This is a genomic window from Staphylococcus arlettae, assembly GCF_002902345.1.
In the GTDB taxonomy this organism is placed as follows: Bacteria; Bacillota; Bacilli; order Staphylococcales; family Staphylococcaceae; genus Staphylococcus; species Staphylococcus arlettae.
Genome location: NZ_PPQB01000019.1, coordinates 78,970 through 99,556 on the forward strand (window position 1 = coordinate 78,970; position 20,587 = coordinate 99,556).

Here is a 20,587-nt window from a genome sequence, read left to right on the forward strand (position 1 = left end):
CTTATTTATCTTCAAAATATTTATCTACAATAGGTTTCACTTGTGTTGCTAATAACCTAATTGTTTTAAGTGTATCTTCATGAGGTATTGAACCTACCGGCGTATGCAACATAAAGCGATTAAGACCTAGAGTTTCTACCGTGTTAATAATCTTTTGTGCTACTGTTTCTGGACTACCAACATATAATGCACCATGCTGGCTTATTTCTCTTTCAAAAGTATACTCATTATATGGTGGCCATCCACGCTCACGACCTAACATATCATGATTTGCTTTTAACGAAGGGAAAAAGGCACGCATTGCTGCTTCATCAGTATCCGCTATAAAGCCCCACGAATGAGTAGCAACAGATAGTTGATTAGCATCGTGTCCATAAGATAAGGCACTTGATTTGTACATCTCAACATTGCGCTTAAATCTTTTTGGATCTCCACCAATTATAGCATAAGTTATTGGTAAACCTAATGCCCCTGCTCTTAATGATGATTCTGGTGTACCTCCTGTTGCAATCCCAATTTTTAACTTACCATGCTCAGGACGTGGATACACACCTAAATTATCTATATTAGGACGAAAATTACCGTCCCAGTTAACAATTGTCTGTGCATTTATCTTCATTAATAGGTCTAATTTTTCATTAAATAATTGTTCATAATCTTGTAAATTATGTCCAAATAATGGGAAGGATTCAATAAATGAACCTCTACCTACTAAAATTTCAGCTCTCCCGTTAGAAAGTGCATCAAGAGTTGAAAATCGTTGGAATACACGAACAGGATCATCTGAAGATAATACCGTCACTGCACTTGATAATTTTATATGGGTAGTGGAACGCGCTGCAGATGCTAATACTGATACTGGATCAGAAACCGCATAATCTGCTCGATGATGTTCTCCCAAACCATAAACATCTAAGCCTAGAGCATCTGCCGTTTCAATTTCTTCTATAATATTGCGTATTCTTTGTGCTGCAGATAGAGCAGGTTGTCTACCTTCTTCTGTAATGATGTCATTATTATCTGCAAATGATGTGATTCCCAATTCAACTTTCATAGCGCACTCCCTCTAAATAAGTATACTTTTTATACTTAGATATTAATCTATTATTTTATTGTTGTCAATATCATTGCTTCAAATCCTCGATTGTTTCTCGAAGCTCTTATATATTATTAATTAGTTATTTTTATTATTAATATGAAGATACATATGTTTTTAAATATTCATATTACTGAATTTATGTGTTTACAATTGATTTTAAATTTTCTGTTATTTTACAGCTTTGTAATATATTAGCGTGTAATTTTTCTCTATAAATTCCTTCAATGCCCGTCTATCAAGCCTTTTAGAAGAATTTCTTATATTTCGAATTGTTACATAAGACTCGATTTTATTAGAACTAAATTACAAATCAATAACATTGAGCACAAATGAATGATTTTCTGATATATTAATTCTTGTCGTAAAAACAACCAAGAAAATATAAACAATCGTCGATAGAGACATACAAATAAAACTTATTATTAAGAAAAAATTTAGGAGGATATTTTAAAATGAAAAAAATCGCTACAGCTACTATCGCTACAGCTGGAATCGCTACGTTTGCTTTTGCTCAAAACGAAGCTGATGCAGCAGAAAATAACCAAGGTGGATACAATCCAAATGATCCAACTTCATACAGCTACTCTTACACTATAGACCAACAAGGTAACTACAACTACACTTGGCAAGGTAATTGGAGCCCAAATCAACATAACACTTATAACTATAACTATAGCTCATATAGTAATGATAGTTATTCAAATAATAGTGGTTCATATAACAACTACTCTAACCAATCTTATACTTCAAATAACACAACTGGTGGAGGCGGAGCTGCTTCTAACTCTACTTCAGACCGTAACATTAAAGTAACTACTCAAAGTGCACCTTCAAGCTCTTCAGTTTCACTTTCAAGTGCTTCAGGTTCATCAAGTAACTTGTACACTGCTGGTCAATGTACATATTATGTTTATGACAAAGTAGGCGGAAAAATTGGTTCTACATGGGGTAACGCAAGTAACTGGGCAAGCGCTGCTGCTTCATCAGGTTACACAGTAAATAACACAGCTAAAGCTGGTTCAATTTTACAAAGTTCAACAGGTGCTATGGGACACGTTGCATATGTTGAAAATGTAAACAGTGACGGTTCAGTAGAAGTTTCAGAAATGAACTACGGCCAAGGTGCTGGTGTTGTTACTTCACGTACAATTTCAGCAAGCGAAGCTTCAAGCTACAACTACATTCACTAAGATTGATGTTTATTATTAAAGGCTGGACATAGTATGTTCTAGCCTTTTTTATTTACTCTTACTTAGCATAATTAATAGGCTATAATCAGTACAGCAACTATACTGGTCATAGCATAATTAATAGGCTATAATCAGTACAGCAACTATACTGGTCATAGCCTATTTTTATTATCTTATATTATAGTAGTTAAGTATCATAACGTTTACTATTAAAATTTACGCTTCATGAAAAACAGTTTTGTACTGTAGTATCGCTACAATATACAATACAAAACTGAAAATAAGACAAAAAATTGAAGGATATTTTCTCTTATAAAAATTTAAAGTGAACGATTACTCATTAGTTATCTTCATAATAATATCGCTACAAGTATTACTATGTAACATAATGATACATCTCATCCATAGTTATATTTAACCGTTTTAACTACTACTAAAACTTAAAATAAACAAATTAATTACATACTATTTACACTTTTACCAAAATAACGCAGTCAACTATACATTTTTTATATCTTTACGCTTCTTAATACCTATGCCACTAAAACCATAAAACAACGCAAATATGATACATAGATAACACGGCACTGTCCAAATAAAGAACTGGTCAACAGTCACTCCTAATTGTTGCGTGTAGTAGATGCCGGAAGTCCCCCATGGAATCAATGGAATAATCATTGTTCCTGAATCTTCTAAAGTTCGAGATAAATTTGAACGATCTAAATCCATTTTATTATACATATCCATCATCAATACACCAACCATGATAATAACAACAGAGGCAACTCCAGCAGCTAATACCATAATTAAGCTACCAATAATTGTTACTAAAATTAGTTGTCCGACCGAATGGATATTACTAGAAATTCTATGAAGAATAACATCTAAACAACCTGCTTTTTCAACAATTCCTGCAAATGCATAACCCGTAAATATTGTGACGAGTATCTCTGTCATACTCATCATTCCCCCCTGCTGAATGAGAGTCATAGTACGTTCAGATAAACCATCACTATGTATCAACATAGACTGGTTAAAGCCATCAAATGTAGATTTAAATCCATCAACTATATTAAATTTATTATTGAACGTTCCAACTAAAATCGCACTTAAACTCGATATCAACATCGCTGGTACGGTTGCAATTTTACAAATCAAACAAATAATAATAATAATGATCGGTAGCCATACAAAAACATTCAAGTTATAAATATTTTCCAATTCATTCAGTAATTGATTTATTTGTGAAGTATTTGCTGTCTGCTGTAAGCCTAAGCCTGCAAAAAACCAAACGATTAAACCAATAATTGAAGCTGGTACTGTTGTCCATATCATCGCTCTAATATGGCTAAAAATATTAACTTTTGTAACCAGTGCAGCTAAATTTGTTGTATCTGATAACGGCGACATCTTATCCCCAAACACAGCACCTGCAATAATAGCCCCAGCAGCCATGCCATCATCTATATTTAATTGATGTGCTATAGCCATTAACGAAATACCTGCTGTGGAAGCAGAACCCCATGCTGTACCTGTCGCAACTGATGTTATTGCACAAATAATAAATGCAGACACTAAAAAATAATGCGGATTAAGAAATTCTAAACCATAATAAATTAATGCTGGTACCGTACCGGAATACATCCAAGTTCCGACAACGATACCAACTGCTAATATAATGAATAATGCTGGCATTGCTGTAGATAAGCGCTTAGTAATGCCATCTTCTAAGTCTGACCATTTCAATCCAACACGTTTAGCAATCCACGCAGCATAAGCTGAAGACATTATCAATAATGCCTGTATCGGTATTTCAAATACTACAAATCCAGTAATCACAATAATAACCATTACAATAATAGTTGATATTGCTTCCAAAAATGTTGGTTGTCTTACCATACACAGTCCCCCTTATTCAATTAGTTACGGTTATTAGTCTAAACCGAGTTTATCGACCCCTAACTCTTCTACTGTAAGTCCCTCTTCAAAAAAATCTCTTTCTAATATAGTAGATGCAAGCACGATAATTGCATCAATGTTCGGTGTACTCACATCTATTAGTCTGCCTAGACTTGACCATAAAACTAAACCAAAAGCTATATCTTCTGTTAAGTATCTATTTTTCACTTCATTCGGACCATTTATTTGTGAAAACACTGGACTCGTATTAAACAAACGATTTAAAGGTTCATCTTCATCTTCTTGTGATAAATAACCTCTTTCAATTCTGGCACCTTTAGCAGTATTAAGTTCAAAACCTAGTTTTCTACCTAATGCTAAACGTTCTAATTCTACTGCATGCAACAATTTAATCGTATGCTTAGTGATACCTTCTTTATATAATGAGAAGTCATCTGCATAATCAATTCGGCCTACATTGAGCAATGTAGGACCTGGATGAACTTCAGGGTTTCCATTTTCTAAATTAGTCTTCCATAAACTTTCTTCTTTCACTATATATGGATAAAGTTTTTCTATTAACTTAAATGAATCTGATAAATACTCAGCATCATACGTAGTAAAATGTACTTTACGAACATTGAGTGATAAGTTTACTTCTGCTGTATTAAAATTAACACGCGTACCATAAGTTAAAGTATTTACCTCTGCAAATTTAGGCATTACATCAATATGCATATCTTCTAAAACATTAATAAATCGAATAGACCCCATAGCTGCTGCAATATTAAATAAAATCAGTTGTTTGTCAGTCACAAAAGGCGCCATAGTTTGTGCATAATGCTCTATAAACGATGACGGAATAATAACTTGAATCACTTCTGCTCCTTCTAGCACATATTCCATATCATCACTAACATTTGTAAATGGTACAAATTGTTCACTGCCTTCATTCTTAAAATCGAAGCCACCTCGTTCCATCGCCTTATCAAACTTGTGTATCGATTGATTACGGCAATATAATTTAACCTCATGTCCTTTATTAACCATATCTAGCGCTGCAGTAACAGCACCATTGCCTGATCCAACAATTGCTATTTTCATAATTTCCCTTCTTTCTATAAAAATACTTGTTAGGCTTTATTCATCTTTATAACCTAACTCTGTTGTTTATAAACTATAGTAAAAACCAAATTCAACTTATTTCTTATATATATAATACTAAGTATTTGCTATAATACACTGAAAAGGAGTGATATTCGTGACTGAACACGTGCATGAGGATACTGAATTTAACATGGATAAAAATCGCCTTAACCAGTCTAGCAAGGATGATAGACTGATGGCAATGCTTATTTATATCTTGAGTTTTTTCACTGGTTTTATTGGGCCGTTAATTATTTGGTTGATCAAACGAGAAGAATCAGCTTTTGTTGATCGCGCTGGCAAGAATTATTTTAATTTTATTCTCTCTTACTTTATTTGGGGAATCATTAGTGGTATTTTAGTTTTTATTATTATTGGCATTATTACTTCATTTGTTTTAGGAATACTTTCGCTTATCTTTACAATTGTAGCTATTGTGAAAGCAAATAATGGCGAAGATTATTTACCACCATTATCTATTAGATTTTTCAAATAATAGTTACACAATTTTGTGATATTTTACAGCCATTGTAATAGTAAAAACGCATTTACATTATTTTTTCAATGTAAAGCAACTAATATAGGGCTTTGCGCCTTGTCTTAATTTTGTAACCTTACACATCGTTTATTACAACGATATGTGAGGTTTTTTTAATTACTTTACAAAACAATAACATTCCACACAAACGTAAATTTATCTGATACAGTATGACTTGTCGTTGAAAAAAATGAATTCGCGGCTAAAAATTTTAACTCAGACAATCAAACGAATTACTATATAAGTTAGACAAAATCTTGGGAGGATATTTTAATTATGAAAAAATTAGTAACAGCTACAACATTAACAGCAGGTATTGGAGCAGCAATCGTAGGATTAGATCACGGACAAGAAGCAAATGCCGCAGAAACTACACAATCAACTCAAACTACACAATCAACTACAACACAAAGTTCAAGTGGTAACTTATACACTGCTGGACAATGTACTTGGTATGTATTTGATAAAGTAGGCGGAGATATTGGATCTACATGGGGAAATGCAAATAACTGGGCTTCAGCAGCATCTTCAGCAGGTTATACTGTAAATAATTCACCAGAAGCTGGATCAATTTTACAATCTTCATCAGGTCCAATGGGCCACGTTGCATACGTTGAAAATGTAAATAGCGATGGTTCAGTTGAAGTATCTGAAATGAACTATAGCGGTGGACCTTACTCAGTAAGTGAACGTACTATTCCTGCTGGTGAAGCTAGTTCATATAACTACATCCACGTTAACTAATAAGACAAATAAATTAACAAATATTTTGTAAGAGGCTGGGACAATATTGATTGTCCTAGCCTCTTTTCATATTGGCAGTAGCTGACTGCATTGAAAATGCCCTTTAAACCAATCTTGTTTCAATGCTAGTCATCCTTGCCGGGGTGGGACGACGAAATCATTTTTTCAAAATCAGATTTCTGTCCCACTCCATATTTTATTCGAAACCTTTTTTCATATTGGCAGTAGCTGACTGCATTGAAAATGCGTTTAAACCAAGCTTTGCTTCAATGCTAGTCATCCTTGCCGGGGTGGGACAACGAAATCATTTTTTCAAAATCAGATTTCTGTCCCACTCCCTTTGATTACTACAATATATGCATTTACTAACTGAATGGGCACTTTGCACTTCTATTTAAAATTTGAGAAAATGGAGTGGTTTATTACTAAAAGGGAGATGCAAACATGCAATGGTTAAAAGTTATCTTAGCAGGTATCATAGAAGTAATTTGGGTAACAGGACTTAATATTGCTGACTCAACTTTTGCTTGGATTATCGTCATATTATTTATTGGCTTAAGCTTTTATTTGGTAATCTCAGCTTGCAAAAGTTTGCCAGTTGGGACAGTATACGCCATTTTTGTTGGCCTAGGTACTGTTGGTACTGTACTTGTCGAAATGGTGTTATTTAATAATCCATTTAATTTCACAAAAATGGTGTTCATTATTATTTTAATCATAGGTATTATTGGGTTAAAACTTTCAACAGAAGAAGAAGGTGAAACATAATGGCATGGCTAATTTTATTAATAGCTGGTTGTTTAGAAATAATGGGTGTTATTTTATTAAATGAAATAACTAGAACTAAAAATAAATGGTTAGTCGTGTGTTTAGCAATTGCATTTATTTGTAGTTTTAGTACTTTAAAACTGGCGATGAATGGCATTCCCATGGGCACTGCTTATGCTATATGGAGTGGTATGGGTACAGGTGGTGGCACTGTAGTTGGGATGTTGTTTTATAATGAGTCAAAAAATAAAAAACGCGTTTTCTATATCGGCATGATTATCGTTGCCGTAATTGGACTAAAAATGATTAGCTAAGCGTTTCCATTTGTTACTTATGCTATTCTTTAATATACTTATTTTAAAGGAAGTGATACATATGACAAAAGTATTTATCGCAGGAGCAATACCTGAAGCTGGGCTTAATTTACTTAAAGCTCAATTTGATGTTGAAATGTATGAAGGTGAAGGCCTTATTGATCAACAAACATTAAAAGAAGGTGTCAAAGATGCTGATGCACTCATCAGTTTATTATCTACAAATGTAGATAAAAATATTATTGATGCTGGTAGTAAGTTACAAATTATCGCAAATTATGGAGCTGGCTTTAATAATGTCGATGTTGATTACGCACGTCAATTGAATATTGATGTTACTAACACTCCAAAAGCTTCTACTAATTCAACTGCGGAATTAACCTTTGCTTTAGTATTAGCAACAGCACGTAGAATCGCAGAAGGTGATAGATTATGTCGCACTACAGGCTTCGATGGCTGGGCACCACTCTTCTTTAGAGGGCGTGAAGTATCAGGCAAGACTATAGGTATTATAGGATTAGGTGAAATTGGTAGCGCCGTCGCACGAAGAGCTAAAGCATTCGATATGGATGTTCTATATACTGGTCCTAACCAAAAACCTGATAAAGAAAAAGAAATCGGTGCAAAATATGTTGACTTAGATACATTGTTAGCCAATGCTGATTTTGTAACAATCAATGCTGCGTATAGCCCACAATTACATCACATGATAGATACACCACAATTCAAACAAATGAAATCTACAAGTTATTTAATTAATGCTGCACGTGGCCCTATCGTAAATGAGCAAGCATTAGTCGATGCACTGAAAGCTAAAGACATTGAAGGCGCCGCACTAGATGTCTTTGAATTTGAACCTAAAATTAACGACGAACTTAAAACATTAGACAATGTCGTAATTACCCCTCATATCGGTAATGCCACATTTGAATCACGTGATATGATGTCGAAAATAGTCGCTAATGATACGATTCTTAAATTAACAGGTGAGCAACCACAATATATTGTAAATAAATAAAATATGAAAAGAGACTAGGACAAAATTGGTTCGTCCTAGTCTCTTTATATATGTCATATTATTTATCTTTTGTTTTATAAATGAACTTTGTTTGTCTTGCTAATAAACTATTAGGTATACGTTTGGCAATAGCATTTCTTACTTTGATAAATAAACGTTGCGTAGATTGTGCCACTTTTCCTATTTTACGTGACTTTTTAATGATTTTTTTCGTATGTTTCACACGTAATTTATCATATCTTTCCAATGCTTGATCAAAATCATAAGTTTCTAAACAGTTAGCCAAAACGATAGCATCTTCCATCGCTTGCCCTGCACCCTGTCCTAAATTTGGCGTAGTCGCATGTGCTGCATCACCTAACAATACTGTACGGTTGTACACAAAGGTTTTGAGAGGTTTCAAATCATAAATATTATGCAATAAGATTCCTGTCTCACTTTGTTTATCTAATACTTCCCTTACTTCATTAGGAAAATTATTAAAACGTGCTTGTAAATGTGGTTTACCATACGTTTGATATTCAGTGTTGTGGATTTTAGCATTAATGGCAATAAACCAATATACTTTATTATTCAATAATGGCACAATGCCAACTCTACCTTGTTTCGACCAATATTCTGTCGCAGTATTAGCATCTTTTAATTGCACATCATTGACTAAACCTCTGAACACTGTATAACCTTGGTAATTGACTTTAGTATTAGGTGCTACACTAGCTCTAACACTTGAGTGAAGCCCATCTGCACCGATACAAAGGTCAAATGTTTCTGCCTCGTGTTTTTCAAAATGAACTGTTACTTTATTAGCCTCATTTTCAATGCTAAGTACTTGATATCCTGTATAAATAGAAGACGATTGCACGTACGATTGAATTGTTTCTAATAAACTTTGACGTTCTAACGTTAAATTTATAGTATTTCGTTTCAATTTTATTTTTGATAAAGCTGTGCCAGAATTATCCGCTATTGCTAGTGTATCGATAATTTGTCCTGCATTTTTAATGCCTTTTGCTAAATCGTGGTTATGCAATTTATCTATGACATTACCGCCGATACCGATTCCTGCACCTACTTCACTAAGTTCCTGATTTTTTTCAAATACTTTTACTTCATGTCCATGTTCTTGTAATAATGCAGCCACGGTTAGACCACCGATTCCTGCACCTACTACTGCTATTTTCACTTTATTTGCACCTCATATCTAAAATTGTAAGCCTCTGATATCAACATGAAAAAGGGAATAACGCGACTGTATACGCACAACGTCATCCCTTATTCTATATATTTTATTTATAATAATGCTTACTAATATCGTCTTTCTTAATACCTAGTTTATCATAGTAACGTTTCATAATTCGAGCAATATTTTCATCCCATTCTATATCACTAGCATATTGATGTTTTCCTGGGTTTTCGGGATTCCAGCGCATTTGATACAATGATATTTGGTCTTTATCAAAATAATTACCACGTACAAACTTAGCGCCTCCTTCAATTGCTTTTTCAGGCGAGTCCCATTTTTGCTGTTTGGCAAAACTACTACCTGTCTGGACGGCCGCTTCATCGAATGCACCAATGCCAAAGAAATTATAGTAATGTTTACCATTATCTTTAATGCCCTTCGCTAAGTTCGACTTACCATTACCCGTTTCTACTAATGCATGACTTATTAAATAAATAACATTTACATCATGTTTTTCCTGTGCTTCTAGAAATGCTTTCCCTTTATCTTTAAAAACACCCTTATCACGTAATATCTGATTCACTTCTTTTTCTGATAAGTATACAGGTTCTGAAATGTCCATATGATTTAAATCATCATTGCTATTTTCAATTTTCATTGCTTCTGCTACTTCTGCTCTAGAAGCATCAACGAATTGTTGATTCTCTTCTTTCATATTCAATGTTCCTTCAGCTAACTGTCGATTAACAGCTTCATCAAATGTATATTTTTGTTTATTTTCAAATAACTCTGTTTCATTAATAATAAGTAAAATGGCAAATATCACTAAAATTATAGTCAAGAAAATCATAGGCAATCGCTGCTTCACTTTTTCATTCATGCTCTAAAAACTCCTTGTAGCATTTAATTAGGTTAATACATAATAAGCAAGAATCACTGCTAAGACCACAATAGCAAATGATACATTAATAATTATTTTCATTGCCGTACGATCTCTAAACATTGAATTAAATATGACTAAGCTAATCGCTAATGAAACTGCAAACATAGTGATAGCCATAATAAAATTCATCATAACTAAGAATATAATCCCTAATACTAAAAAGATATTAGAACATATTGCCATTACTTTTATCATCTTCACATTAATATGCGACTCACTCCCAACTGAATCAGTTTAACTATATACTTCTAACTTTCAAAATTGTATCATATTTTCAGTTGAAAGCTATAGCACAATTCTTTACAACAAACGTTCATACCCAAGGTTTTATAATTGGCATACATTAACAATAACTAATCACTTATGTTAATAGACAGTTAAATTTCACTTTTAAAATTTAAGCAAACACAAAAAGAACCGGGACATAATTAGTGTCCCGGCTCCTATAAGTTGTATGATGGCTAAATAATATTAACCTCTCGACATACCTTTTAAGAGGTTCAACATGTACGTCAAGCTACGATTCATTTCATCATCTTTTAAAATACCCATCAATCCTGTAATGGATGTTTTTTGATTTGGATTGGCTTGATTAGCTACACGCAGACCTTTATTGACTTTATTAAGTGTAGTGCTTAAATCATCAACGTCTAAATCACCTAATAAAAATACTAGTGATGCCATATTTGAAATTAAGCCAGAATATTGGTCTTTATTTAGCTCAACTGCAAATTTATTAGCAATGACGCCGCGACCTTTGACTGCACCTGATAGTGCATCTAGTAACTTGGCATCATCCAAAGTGCTAATTATATTAATAGCTTTTAAAATGCTTTCTTTATTTTCTGCAATTGCTGTAGTCACTTCATCTAAGCTTTCCTGTTTGATTTGTTCGTCTGTTTTTTGAATACGGTTAATTTTAGTAATTCTCTCAGCCATTATTTATCCACCTGATTTCCTGGAAAGACATAATCTTCACGTGCCCATTTATTTTCTACTTGGACACTATATTGTGGCTTACGATGTTTGTCGACACGGAAATTCGTTGGATTTAAAGGTGATTTACCTCTTCTCGTTTTCACTTCCATACGACAACTTGTACGTTTGTATGACGGCGTATCTGTATCTTTATCAACGTCACTATTAGTTAGTAAGTTAATTGCGCCATGATCACCGTGTTTCATCGCATTATTATTTAATGGAATATATATTTCTTTGCCTTTAACGCGATCTGTTACATGAACGACCAATTCCGCCTCTCCAGTGTCAGAGATTAATTTTACTTCGGCACCTTCATGTATACCTCTGTCCTCTGCAAGCTCTGGTGATACCTCAACAAATGCATTTGGCATTTTATATTCTAATCCAGGCACTTTATATGTCATATTGCCTTCATGGAAGTGTTCTAACAATCTACCATTATTCACATGCAAATCATAAACATCGTTTTGTTTAAAGAAGTTATCAAAAGTCAGTGGGAAGAATTTAGCCTTTTTATTGTCAAAGTTAAAGCCATTTAAATATAATGTCGGTTCATCAGTGCCATCTTCTGCAACTGGCCATTGCAAGCTATTATAACCTGCTAAACGCTCATAATTCACACCTGAATAAGATGGTGTTAATCTAGCGATTTCATCCATAATTTGACTTGGATGTGTATAATTCCACTCATAGCCTAATGTTTGAGCTACAGCTTGGATAATTTGCCAATCTGGTTTTGATTCTCCTTTAGGTTCTAATGCTTGATATAAACGTTGGATTCGACGTTCAGTGTTAGTAAACGTACCTGTTTTTTCTAATGAAGGACTTGCAGGTAATATCACGTCTGCATAAGAAGCTGTGAAAGTGAAGAATTCATCTTGTACTACTAAGAATCCTACTTTTTCCAATGCCGCTTGTACAAAGTTAATATTAGAATCTACAATACCTGTATCTTCACCATAAAGATATAGTGAATCAATTTCTCCGTTATGGATACCTTCCATCATTTGGTGATTGTCTTTACCGGGTTCAGCTGGTAAAGCTTCGCCATATTCACGTTCAAATTTAGCACGAATATCATCATCTGCTACCTTTTGATAACCTGGGAATTGATCAGGCATACTTCCCATATCACTACAACCTTGAACATTGTTATGACCACGTAATGGATAAGCACCTGTACCAGGTCTTCTGTAGTTCCCAGTAGCTAGTAACAGATTGGAAATTGAAGTAGATGTGTCACTACCAATGTCTTGTTGTGTCACACCCATAGCCCAACAAATAGACACAGATTCAGCTGCTGCCATTTGATGCGCAAAATCAATTAAATCTTCTTTCGGAATACCAGTTGTTTCTTCAGCAAATTCCATAGTAAATAGTGCTAGTGAGTTATAATATTCCTCAAAATGATCTACCCATTCATCAATAAATGCTTGGTCATGTAGATTGTGATCAATAATATATTTTGTTACTGCTGATATCCATACTAAATCTGTACCTGGTTTAGGTTGGTAGAAATTATCAGCACGTTCTGCCATTTCATGCTTTCTAATATCAAATACGTTAAGTGTATTATTATAAAGCTTATGACCGCGTTTAATTCTGGAAGCAATAACCGGATGTGCTTCGGCTGTATTTGTTCCGATAAGTACGACCATACTCGCTTGCTCTAAATCTTCTATAGAACCGGAATCTCCTCCGTGTCCTACAGTTCTAAATAAACCTTTTGTTGCAGGTGCTTGACAATAACGAGAACAGTTATCGACATTATTTGTTCCAATAACTTGTCTCGCTAATTTTTGCATTAAATAGGACTCTTCATTAGTCGCTTTAGATGAAGATATAAATGCTAGTCCATCTGCGCCTTTGTCAGCTTTAACTTTTGTAAAGTTATCAGCTACAACTTTTAACGCTTCATCCCATTCAACTTCTTCAAAAGCATCACCTTTACGAAGCAATGGTTTAGTTAAACGTTCTTCTGAATCGATATAATCCCAACCGAACTTACCTTTTACACAGCTCGAAATTTTGTTAGCAGGTGATTCTGGTTGTGGTTGGACTTTTATAACTTCTCTATCTTTTGTCCAAACATCGAACGAACATCCTACACCACAGTATGTACATACTGTTTTAGTTTTTTCGATACGCTCTTCTCGCATTGCCGCTTCAGAATCTGAAACTGCAAATAGCGGACCGTATCCTGGTTCTGCTTTTTTCGTCAAGTCAATCATTGCTGCTAATGAACCTGGTTCTAAGTCAGTCATATAGCCAGCATTACCTTCCATATCCACTTCCATCATGGCATTACATGGACATACAGTGGCACATTGACCACATCCAACACATGATGATTCATTAATTGAGACATCATTATCCCAAATAACACGTGGTTCTTGACGTTCCCAATCAATTGTTAACGTTTCATTGACTTGCACGTCTTGACAAACTTCTACACAACGCCCACATAATATACATTGATTTGGGTCATAGCGATAAAATGGTCCATAATCTTTTTCATATGGTTTGTCTTTATATTCATAGGTTTGATGTTCTAAGCCCCATTGATCCATTGTATTATGAATTTCACAATCACCATTATTGTAGTCACAAACTGTACAATATAATTGGTGTTTTTCTAATATACGGTCTAACGCTTCTTTTTGACTGTCTTGAACTTTATTATTTTGCGTATCGACAACCATAGGCCGATTTATAACTGTACTACATGCGCGTTCAATTTTACCGTCGATTTCAACTGTACATGTATCACAAGTTTGAATTGGACCTAACGATTCGTTATAACAAATCGATGGTACAAATGTTTCTTGACCCTTGATAAACTCAAGTAAATTAGTACCTGGTTCAGCAAGATAGTCCTTACCATCTAACGTCACGATTAAATGCTCCTGCATTAAATCACCCCTTCAATATTATTATTGCCCATTATTCTTTATATCTATGGTGATTCACTTGCTAGTCTTAGAAGCCCCACGCTTCCAAAAGTAGCATTGCTTTAATTGTAAATCTTACTGCTCAAAATGTTAAGGCTTTCTATTATATTCCTTAATTTATAATTTCAAAACACTAAAAAACGGAGTGTGATAGAAATCTAATTTTATTAAAAAGATTTCGTCGTAACACTCCGCCAAGGATAACTAGAACTGAACAAAACTTGATTTGAAGCGCCTTCAACTACTGACAATATGAAATGAGACTGGGACAAATCAATGACGTCCCAGCCTCTCGGTGTTAAATTTCTAAATTATCTTTAATTTTATTTTGAATATCGCTTAATGAACTTTCACTTGGTATAAAATAATACAATCCATCATCTTGAATACCACCTTGTCCATCTAATTGATTTCTATTAACTGTTTCATTTGCATCTTTATACTTACTTCTAATTTTTGTTAAATCGCCTAGTGATAAATCAGTCGTCACATTATCTTTAATATGATCCATGATACCGTTAAAGTGTGTAATAGATTTAGTGCTTGTCAATTTATTCGCAATACCTTGCATGACTAGCTGTTGACGTTCTTGTCTACCGAAATCGCCACCAGCACCGCTTTCTTTTCTACTTCTAATGAAGGCCATTGCTTGCTCACCATCCATATGCGATTTCTCACCTTCTACAAATGAAGCACCATTATAACTAAATGTTGCATTACTCACAACATCTATACCGCCAAGTGTATCAATCATATCTTTCATACCATCCATATCAATTGTGGCATAGTGATCAATTGGCACATCTAATAATTTTTCAAGTGATTTCACAGCCATATCTGGCCCGCCATAGGCATGCGCATGGTTGATTTTCTCTGTAGATCCGTGGCCAACAATTTCAGCTTGCGTATCTCTTGGAATACTTACTATTTCTGATGTTTTTTTGTCTGGATTCATCGAAATGACCATTATAGAATCACTTCTCTGCCCACCACCATTAGCATTTCTTTCAGCATCTGAATCTACACCTAATAGTGCAATTGTAAATGGATCACCATTATTTAAATTTACCTTTTTATCTCTTAATTCTGATTTGTTTCTATCTAATGGGTTATGAATTGAATTTCCTACCGAAAAGATTTTAAAAGCTAAATAAATAACTGCTACTATGGCTAAAATAACTAAAATACCGATCAACCATAACAGTATTTTTGTAGGCAACCCCATTTTTTTACTTCTTTTATATTCCGAGCGGCTCAATTGTATCACTCCAATTCTCTATTCTATGAGTTTAAGTTCATTCAATGAATTATTATATAGTAAACCATGTCCCTTGACATAGTGCTTAAGACCTATTTATATTTACAGAAATTTAATATTTCGCATATCCATTTCCACTATTTATTATTTGCAATATTTCCTCATGGCACCCTGGATTACTAATAATAAATGGGCCACTTGTAGCATAATCTAAATGTGTATTGCTTAATGTTGTCATTGTCAAACCAAGTTCCTCTGCGAATAAAAACTGTGCAGCTATATCCCATGGTTTAGGATTGGTATTGATATGTGCACCAAATTGTCCTTGTATCACTCTTACTGAATCAAGCCCACATGAACCGATAAAACGATAACTAAAAGCAGCATCGTATAAATCATTAATCGTGTCATTATTCATTACTTGTGAATTGAATGAAATAATTGCATCTGCCAAGTCCATTGTTTCTGGTGGTGTAATAGGTTCACCATTGGTATAAGCTCCATAACCTCTTACTGCTTTATGTAACTGTTGATGTGGATAATCATATATGTAAGATAATGTTGGCACGCCATCAACGAAATAACCTAATATAATACAATAATCCTCTTGCTGCTTTACCAAGTTTGTTGTGCCATCAATCGGATCCATAATCCATACATGTCCCTCTTTTGGAGTTACTTCGTCATTCGATTTTTCTTCTGCTAATAATTGATGGTCAGGATAGTTATCATTTAAAAATTGTTGGAATTGTAGTTGAATTGTTTTATCAACATTTGTCACTAAATCAAATCTATTGCGTTTTGTTGATGTTTCCATCTCTCCAACTAAATTTGGTATCACTTGATCTAACGTTAATAACCACGACCTAATTGCATTATCTAGTTCGATTAGTTGTTCTTTATTCATAAAATACACCTCTCGTAATTCACTATTTTAGTTATGTATAATTTTCTCTATTCTACCACAGATGACTGATATGCTTATAGCTTAGTTTGCTAAAGTAGAAACAAAAAAACCGACTAGCAATACTAGTCGGCATTAGAAAGGAAAGTAAGTAATAAATATTGAAGATGTTTGAATAGTAACTTGCGCGATTAGATATGTAACAAAAACTATATGTAATAGCCTACCCCTTTGCAATCTAAATCGTTATCCCCTTTTGTTACTGTCTATATATTAACATAACCTTTCGTAAAATGTAAGCGTTTTCTAAAAATTTATTTGTAACTTTTTTGTAAAATGCCTAAGAATGTCGTCACCATCGTATTTATGCTATAATAAATGTAATATGTAATCAATGGGAGGTGACTTTCTATGAATAAGCGTGAGCGACAAAATAAGATTGTTAATGCCATTCATCATAATAAACAAATTTCTGCATCTGATTTAGCTAAACATTTGGACGTCTCAAAGCGGACAATCTTAAGAGATATTCAAGATTTAGAAGACCAAGGTGTCAAAATATTAGCTAAACATGGTAAATTGGGTGGTTACCAGTTACAAGAAGCACAGCAAAATTACGCCATTGAACTTACAGAAAGTCAACTTTCTGCATTATTTTTAGTATTAAATGAAAGCCAATCTATTTCATCTCTTCCATATAAAGAAGAAATTCATGCAATTATAAAAAAATGCTTAAATTTACCATATAATAAATTGCGTAAAACTTTAAAAAAATTAGACCGTTACATTAAATTTGATGACCAACATCACGAAATATTACCAACCTTATTTTCTGATTTACTAATTTATTGTACCGAACGTAATGTTATGGCAATGGAATACTCACATTCTAATGAGCATACGCAGACAGAAAATGTCATTTTTATTGGATTACTGTGCGAACAAGGCCTATGGAAAGCGATTGTCTTTGAAATAGGATCTGGCCGTACAAATGAAATTCCAATTGTTGCTATTCAAGATATCGCATACTCTTTTGAAAAAAAGATCAAAACACATGATATATCAATTAAAAATTATAAAGAGTTTTTAAACCCAGCTGAAATGTAAATTCATAATATAGCTAAACGCTAGTTATTAGTAAAGTCGCATATTTGCACACCAAATCAACATCCATCTGATTGATAATGTAAATATGCGTCTTTAGTTTATTTATATTATCAATCCTTTCCACTTCTTCAGTTATACTTCTTACTTTTAAACACTTCATTACATTTTCATAAGGAGTGCCTCATGTCAAAACAAGTTTACAGTCATATTAAGAATCAACTCAAGCACCTACTCACTTTATTAGAACTTTTTAAATATAAACTAGTAATGGAAGATACAGATATAATAATTACTCAAACAGAACTCCAACAATTTATTAATCAAGCATATAATTATGCCACAATTCATTTTCAATCAAACCAATGCCCACTCATCCGAAATTACCTCCACATGATAACTGACTTACAACAAAATCCCATTTCCCTACTGACTGTTGGTAATACTTATAGTTATATTGATAATTATCAAATATGTGTATATAAACTCTACGAACAATTTGCGCATTTCTGAAATATTGTTACATATTGAAATGAGTTTATTATTCATATTGTAATATATTTTCAAATATAATATAATGTAAGCGATTACAAATATCAGGAGGGATAGCTATGCATGGTTTCTCTGTTTATTTAGGACAGCCTATCAATCAACGTTACATAGATAATTTGATTAGCCTAGGCTATGATACTATCTTCACTTCTATTCAAATTCCTGAAGAAGATGAAACTACTAAACTAATATATTTACAACAATTATTGTCTCACTTACAAGATTGTTCAATTACTTACATTATCGATGTACAACCTACGTTACTCAATCAACAACTCTATGACTTATTGCATCAATATCAAAATTCTCGTTTTTTAATACGCATTGACACAGAAACATCATTAACCACTGTCAACGAGATCATTCGCCATAACTTTGAATGTTGTCTAAATGCCAGCACAATTGATGCAACCTTGCTTGTTCACCTTTCCAACCATGTCGTTAACTTCAAAGCAATTAGTTATTGTCATAATTATTATCCACGTCCAGATACTGGTTTAAGTTCACAGTTTGTAACCGCACAAAATTCACTTATTAAAACATTTAATCCAAGTGCAGAAATTTTTGGATTTATCGCCGGTACAGAAAAACGTAGTCCTTTACACAAAGGGTTACCTACAATTGAAAAAACGAGATGGACTCATCCGTTATGTAGTGCACAAAACCTAATCGATACAGGTATTGATGGTGTCATCATTGGAGATACATCATTAGTCAATCATCATGCAGAAAGATTAATAAAACTGTTACATGACCGTCATTTTATCTTGTCGCTTGCCCATATTGAACCATATAGCGAAGACATTTTATTTCAATCGCATACTGCACGGCCAGATAATCCAGAAAGTGCTATACGCTCGCAAGAAGCTCGATTGTACAAATCTCAGCAAATAGCACCTAATAATAATTTAAACAGAGTGTTCGGTGACATAACATTAGATAATCATTTAAATGGGCGTTATGAAGGTGAATTGCAAATTATCAAAGAAGATTTACCAAAACATCCACATGTGAATTGCGTGGCACGTATCTCTGCAGCAGATCACCCTCTCATACCATTGATAAAGCCAAATGATACATTTGAATTTCAAAAAGGAGTTGCAGACAATGAAACATTTAACGACTGAAAATAGAAATGAAGCTACGATGCACTTAGATGAAATGAGCATTGAAGATGCACTAACTATTATGAATGAAGAAGATCAACGTGTACCTCAAGCAATCAAACAAGTTATCCCGACGCTCAGTAACATTATCAACTTGACGGCAACACAATTTAGTAAAGGAGGAAGATTAATTTATATGGGCGCTGGCACAAGTGGCAGATTAGGTGTATTAGATGCTGCAGAATGCGTTCCTACTTTCAACACTGAACCTACTGACATCATCGGACTTATCGCAGGTGGCGAAAAAGCTATGACAACTGCAATTGAAGGTTCCGAAGATAACGAGACATTAGGAGCAACAGATTTAAAAGATTTAGCTTTAACTTCAATGGATGTCGTCATTGGTATTGCAGCAAGTGGTAGAACACCGTATGTTATAGGCGGCTTGCAATATGCACAATCTATAGGCGCACAAACCGTAGCAATTTCTTGTAATACAGCAAGTGAAATTAGTAAACACGCTGATTATCCCCTAGAAGTTAATGTTGGTCCCGAGGTATTAACTGGTTCTACACGCTTAAAATCTGGAACTGCACAAAAGTTAATATTGAATATGATTTCCACGATTACGATGGTACGTTGTGGTAAAGTCTATGATAATTTAATGATTGATGTTCGACCAACAAATGAAAAGCTTGTACACAGAGCAATCGGTATCATTCAAGATATTTGTGATATTAATTCAACACAAGCACAGCAACTATACGACAAAGCTAATCAAAATTTAAAAGTAGCAGTAGTAATGCATTTATGTAATATAGATAAATCTGCAGCTGAAGCGAAATTAAGTGCACATAACGGTGTAATTAAACAAGCAATACAATCATAA

20 protein-coding genes are annotated in these 20,587 nt (G+C 33.8%); 10 read left to right on the forward strand and 10 right to left on the reverse strand.

Going from position 1 to position 20,587, the window contains the following annotated elements:
- Nucleotide 1: 1 nt before the first annotated feature.
- Nucleotides 2-1,054 carry an LLM class flavin-dependent oxidoreductase gene (locus CD036_RS09450; protein ID WP_021458954.1) on the reverse strand — a complete coding sequence of 351 codons (1,053 nt, stop codon included), beginning with the start codon at nucleotides 1,052-1,054 and terminating at the stop codon, nucleotides 2-4.
- A gap of 497 nt (nucleotides 1,055-1,551) precedes the next feature.
- On the opposite strand from CD036_RS09450, the gene CD036_RS09455 reads away from it, so the two are divergent.
- The gene (locus CD036_RS09455) at nucleotides 1,552-2,289 is read left to right on the forward strand and encodes a CHAP domain-containing protein (RefSeq protein ID WP_021458953.1); all 738 of its coding nucleotides are present in this window, start codon (nucleotides 1,552-1,554) and stop codon (nucleotides 2,287-2,289) included.
- A 498-nt stretch (nucleotides 2,290-2,787) separates the two neighbouring features.
- On the opposite strand, the gene nhaC is transcribed toward CD036_RS09455, so the two are convergent.
- Nucleotides 2,788-4,188: a Na+/H+ antiporter NhaC gene (gene nhaC / locus CD036_RS09460; RefSeq protein ID WP_002509321.1), complete on the reverse strand. Its 1,401-nt coding sequence runs from the start codon at nucleotides 4,186-4,188 to the stop codon at nucleotides 2,788-2,790.
- 33 nt (nucleotides 4,189-4,221) lie between these two features.
- Nucleotides 4,222-5,292 carry an NAD/NADP octopine/nopaline dehydrogenase family protein gene (locus tag CD036_RS09465; protein WP_002509322.1) on the reverse strand — a complete coding sequence of 357 codons (1,071 nt, stop codon included), beginning with the start codon at nucleotides 5,290-5,292 and terminating at the stop codon, nucleotides 4,222-4,224.
- A 193-nt stretch (nucleotides 5,293-5,485) separates the two neighbouring features.
- Between CD036_RS09465 and CD036_RS09470 the strand changes: the two genes are divergently transcribed.
- The 5 genes from CD036_RS09470 to CD036_RS09490 all read left to right on the forward strand — a co-directional run bounded on the left by CD036_RS09470 (nucleotide 5,486) and on the right by CD036_RS09490 (nucleotide 8,716).
- Nucleotides 5,486-5,830 (forward strand): DUF4870 domain-containing protein, encoded by a 345-nt coding sequence (locus CD036_RS09470; protein WP_031266534.1) that lies wholly within the window; start codon nucleotides 5,486-5,488, stop codon nucleotides 5,828-5,830.
- A gap of 318 nt (nucleotides 5,831-6,148) precedes the next feature.
- On the forward strand, nucleotides 6,149-6,616 hold the full coding sequence (locus CD036_RS09475) for a CHAP domain-containing protein (protein ID WP_002509324.1): 468 nt from the start codon (nucleotides 6,149-6,151) through the stop codon (nucleotides 6,614-6,616).
- 444 nt (nucleotides 6,617-7,060) lie between these two features.
- Complete coding sequence (locus tag CD036_RS09480) at nucleotides 7,061-7,384, forward strand: DMT family transporter (RefSeq protein ID WP_002510078.1); 324 nt, start codon at nucleotides 7,061-7,063, stop codon at nucleotides 7,382-7,384.
- The gene (locus CD036_RS09485; protein WP_103388517.1) at nucleotides 7,384-7,698 is read left to right on the forward strand and encodes a DMT family transporter; all 315 of its coding nucleotides are present in this window, start codon (nucleotides 7,384-7,386) and stop codon (nucleotides 7,696-7,698) included. The genes CD036_RS09480 and CD036_RS09485 overlap by 1 nt, the downstream gene beginning before the upstream one ends.
- Nucleotides 7,699-7,759: 61 nt before the next feature.
- Nucleotides 7,760-8,716, forward strand: coding sequence for a 2-hydroxyacid dehydrogenase family protein (locus CD036_RS09490; protein ID WP_002510080.1), 957 nt, complete (start codon nucleotides 7,760-7,762; stop codon nucleotides 8,714-8,716).
- Nucleotides 8,717-8,774: 58 nt separating this feature from the next.
- Here the strand turns inward: CD036_RS09490 and CD036_RS09495 are convergent, their stop codons facing one another.
- From CD036_RS09495 to CD036_RS09525, 7 genes are all read right to left on the reverse strand, one after another.
- Nucleotides 8,775-9,899: an FAD-dependent monooxygenase gene (locus tag CD036_RS09495; protein WP_021459689.1), complete on the reverse strand. Its 1,125-nt coding sequence runs from the start codon at nucleotides 9,897-9,899 to the stop codon at nucleotides 8,775-8,777.
- A gap of 103 nt (nucleotides 9,900-10,002) precedes the next feature.
- Entirely contained in the window at nucleotides 10,003-10,779 is a 777-nt protein-coding gene (locus tag CD036_RS09500; RefSeq protein WP_002510083.1) for an N-acetylglucosaminidase, read from the reverse strand.
- A gap of 27 nt (nucleotides 10,780-10,806) precedes the next feature.
- On the reverse strand, nucleotides 10,807-11,025 hold the full coding sequence (locus CD036_RS09505; protein ID WP_021459691.1) for a hypothetical protein: 219 nt from the start codon (nucleotides 11,023-11,025) through the stop codon (nucleotides 10,807-10,809).
- Nucleotides 11,026-11,313: 288 nt separating this feature from the next.
- Entirely contained in the window at nucleotides 11,314-11,781 is a 468-nt protein-coding gene (locus tag CD036_RS09510) for a helical membrane plugin domain-containing protein (protein WP_002510085.1), read from the reverse strand.
- The gene (fdhF, locus tag CD036_RS09515; protein ID WP_103388518.1) at nucleotides 11,781-14,735 is read right to left on the reverse strand and encodes a formate dehydrogenase subunit alpha; all 2,955 of its coding nucleotides are present in this window, start codon (nucleotides 14,733-14,735) and stop codon (nucleotides 11,781-11,783) included. Before fdhF ends, CD036_RS09510 begins: the two co-directional genes overlap by 1 nt.
- A gap of 337 nt (nucleotides 14,736-15,072) precedes the next feature.
- Nucleotides 15,073-15,999: an LCP family glycopolymer transferase gene (locus CD036_RS09520; protein ID WP_002510088.1), complete on the reverse strand. Its 927-nt coding sequence runs from the start codon at nucleotides 15,997-15,999 to the stop codon at nucleotides 15,073-15,075.
- 145 nt (nucleotides 16,000-16,144) lie between these two features.
- Nucleotides 16,145-16,939: an inositol monophosphatase family protein gene (locus CD036_RS09525; RefSeq protein ID WP_021459693.1), complete on the reverse strand. Its 795-nt coding sequence runs from the start codon at nucleotides 16,937-16,939 to the stop codon at nucleotides 16,145-16,147.
- A gap of 408 nt (nucleotides 16,940-17,347) precedes the next feature.
- Here CD036_RS09525 and CD036_RS09530 point away from each other — a divergent pair, with 408 nt between their 5' ends.
- The 4 genes from CD036_RS09530 (at nucleotide 17,348) to murQ (ending at nucleotide 20,587) form a co-directional block, all read left to right on the forward strand.
- Complete coding sequence (locus CD036_RS09530) at nucleotides 17,348-18,043, forward strand: helix-turn-helix transcriptional regulator (RefSeq protein ID WP_103388519.1); 696 nt, start codon at nucleotides 17,348-17,350, stop codon at nucleotides 18,041-18,043.
- Between the two features lie 183 nt (nucleotides 18,044-18,226).
- Nucleotides 18,227-18,553 carry a hypothetical protein gene (locus CD036_RS09535; RefSeq protein WP_103388520.1) on the forward strand — a complete coding sequence of 109 codons (327 nt, stop codon included), beginning with the start codon at nucleotides 18,227-18,229 and terminating at the stop codon, nucleotides 18,551-18,553.
- Nucleotides 18,554-18,651: 98 nt separating this feature from the next.
- The gene (locus CD036_RS09540) at nucleotides 18,652-19,719 is read left to right on the forward strand and encodes a MupG family TIM beta-alpha barrel fold protein (protein WP_103388521.1); all 1,068 of its coding nucleotides are present in this window, start codon (nucleotides 18,652-18,654) and stop codon (nucleotides 19,717-19,719) included.
- A complete protein-coding gene (gene murQ / locus CD036_RS09545; RefSeq protein WP_002510093.1) occupies nucleotides 19,700-20,587 on the forward strand; it encodes an N-acetylmuramic acid 6-phosphate etherase in 888 nt (295 codons plus the stop codon). Before CD036_RS09540 ends, murQ begins: the two co-directional genes overlap by 20 nt.

Excerpts from the sequence above, each read along its gene's own strand:
- nhaC (WP_002509321.1), bottom strand. The coding sequence starts at position 4,188 with ATGGTAAGACAACCAACATTTTTGGAAGCAATATCAACTATTATTGTA.
- CD036_RS09510 (WP_002510085.1), bottom strand. The coding sequence starts at position 11,781 with ATGGCTGAGAGAATTACTAAAATTAACCGTATTCAAAAAACAGACGAA.
- CD036_RS09470 (WP_031266534.1), top strand. The coding sequence starts at position 5,486 with ATGGATAAAAATCGCCTTAACCAGTCTAGCAAGGATGATAGACTGATG.
- CD036_RS09500 (WP_002510083.1), bottom strand. The coding sequence starts at position 10,779 with ATGAATGAAAAAGTGAAGCAGCGATTGCCTATGATTTTCTTGACTATA.
- CD036_RS09490 (WP_002510080.1), top strand. The coding sequence starts at position 7,760 with ATGACAAAAGTATTTATCGCAGGAGCAATACCTGAAGCTGGGCTTAAT.
- CD036_RS09520 (WP_002510088.1), bottom strand. The coding sequence starts at position 15,999 with ATGGGGTTGCCTACAAAAATACTGTTATGGTTGATCGGTATTTTAGTT.
- CD036_RS09485 (WP_103388517.1), top strand. The coding sequence starts at position 7,384 with ATGGCATGGCTAATTTTATTAATAGCTGGTTGTTTAGAAATAATGGGT.
- CD036_RS09505 (WP_021459691.1), bottom strand. The coding sequence starts at position 11,025 with ATGGCAATATGTTCTAATATCTTTTTAGTATTAGGGATTATATTCTTA.
- CD036_RS09530 (WP_103388519.1), top strand. The coding sequence starts at position 17,348 with ATGAATAAGCGTGAGCGACAAAATAAGATTGTTAATGCCATTCATCAT.
- CD036_RS09455 (WP_021458953.1), top strand. The coding sequence starts at position 1,552 with ATGAAAAAAATCGCTACAGCTACTATCGCTACAGCTGGAATCGCTACG.
- CD036_RS09450 (WP_021458954.1), bottom strand. The coding sequence starts at position 1,054 with ATGAAAGTTGAATTGGGAATCACATCATTTGCAGATAATAATGACATC.
- CD036_RS09535 (WP_103388520.1), top strand. The coding sequence starts at position 18,227 with ATGTCAAAACAAGTTTACAGTCATATTAAGAATCAACTCAAGCACCTA.
- CD036_RS09525 (WP_021459693.1), bottom strand. The coding sequence starts at position 16,939 with ATGAATAAAGAACAACTAATCGAACTAGATAATGCAATTAGGTCGTGG.
- CD036_RS09475 (WP_002509324.1), top strand. The coding sequence starts at position 6,149 with ATGAAAAAATTAGTAACAGCTACAACATTAACAGCAGGTATTGGAGCA.
- CD036_RS09465 (WP_002509322.1), bottom strand. The coding sequence starts at position 5,292 with ATGAAAATAGCAATTGTTGGATCAGGCAATGGTGCTGTTACTGCAGCG.
- fdhF (WP_103388518.1), bottom strand. The coding sequence starts at position 14,735 with ATGCAGGAGCATTTAATCGTGACGTTAGATGGTAAGGACTATCTTGCT.
- murQ (WP_002510093.1), top strand. The coding sequence starts at position 19,700 with ATGAAACATTTAACGACTGAAAATAGAAATGAAGCTACGATGCACTTA.
- CD036_RS09480 (WP_002510078.1), top strand. The coding sequence starts at position 7,061 with ATGCAATGGTTAAAAGTTATCTTAGCAGGTATCATAGAAGTAATTTGG.
- CD036_RS09540 (WP_103388521.1), top strand. The coding sequence starts at position 18,652 with ATGCATGGTTTCTCTGTTTATTTAGGACAGCCTATCAATCAACGTTAC.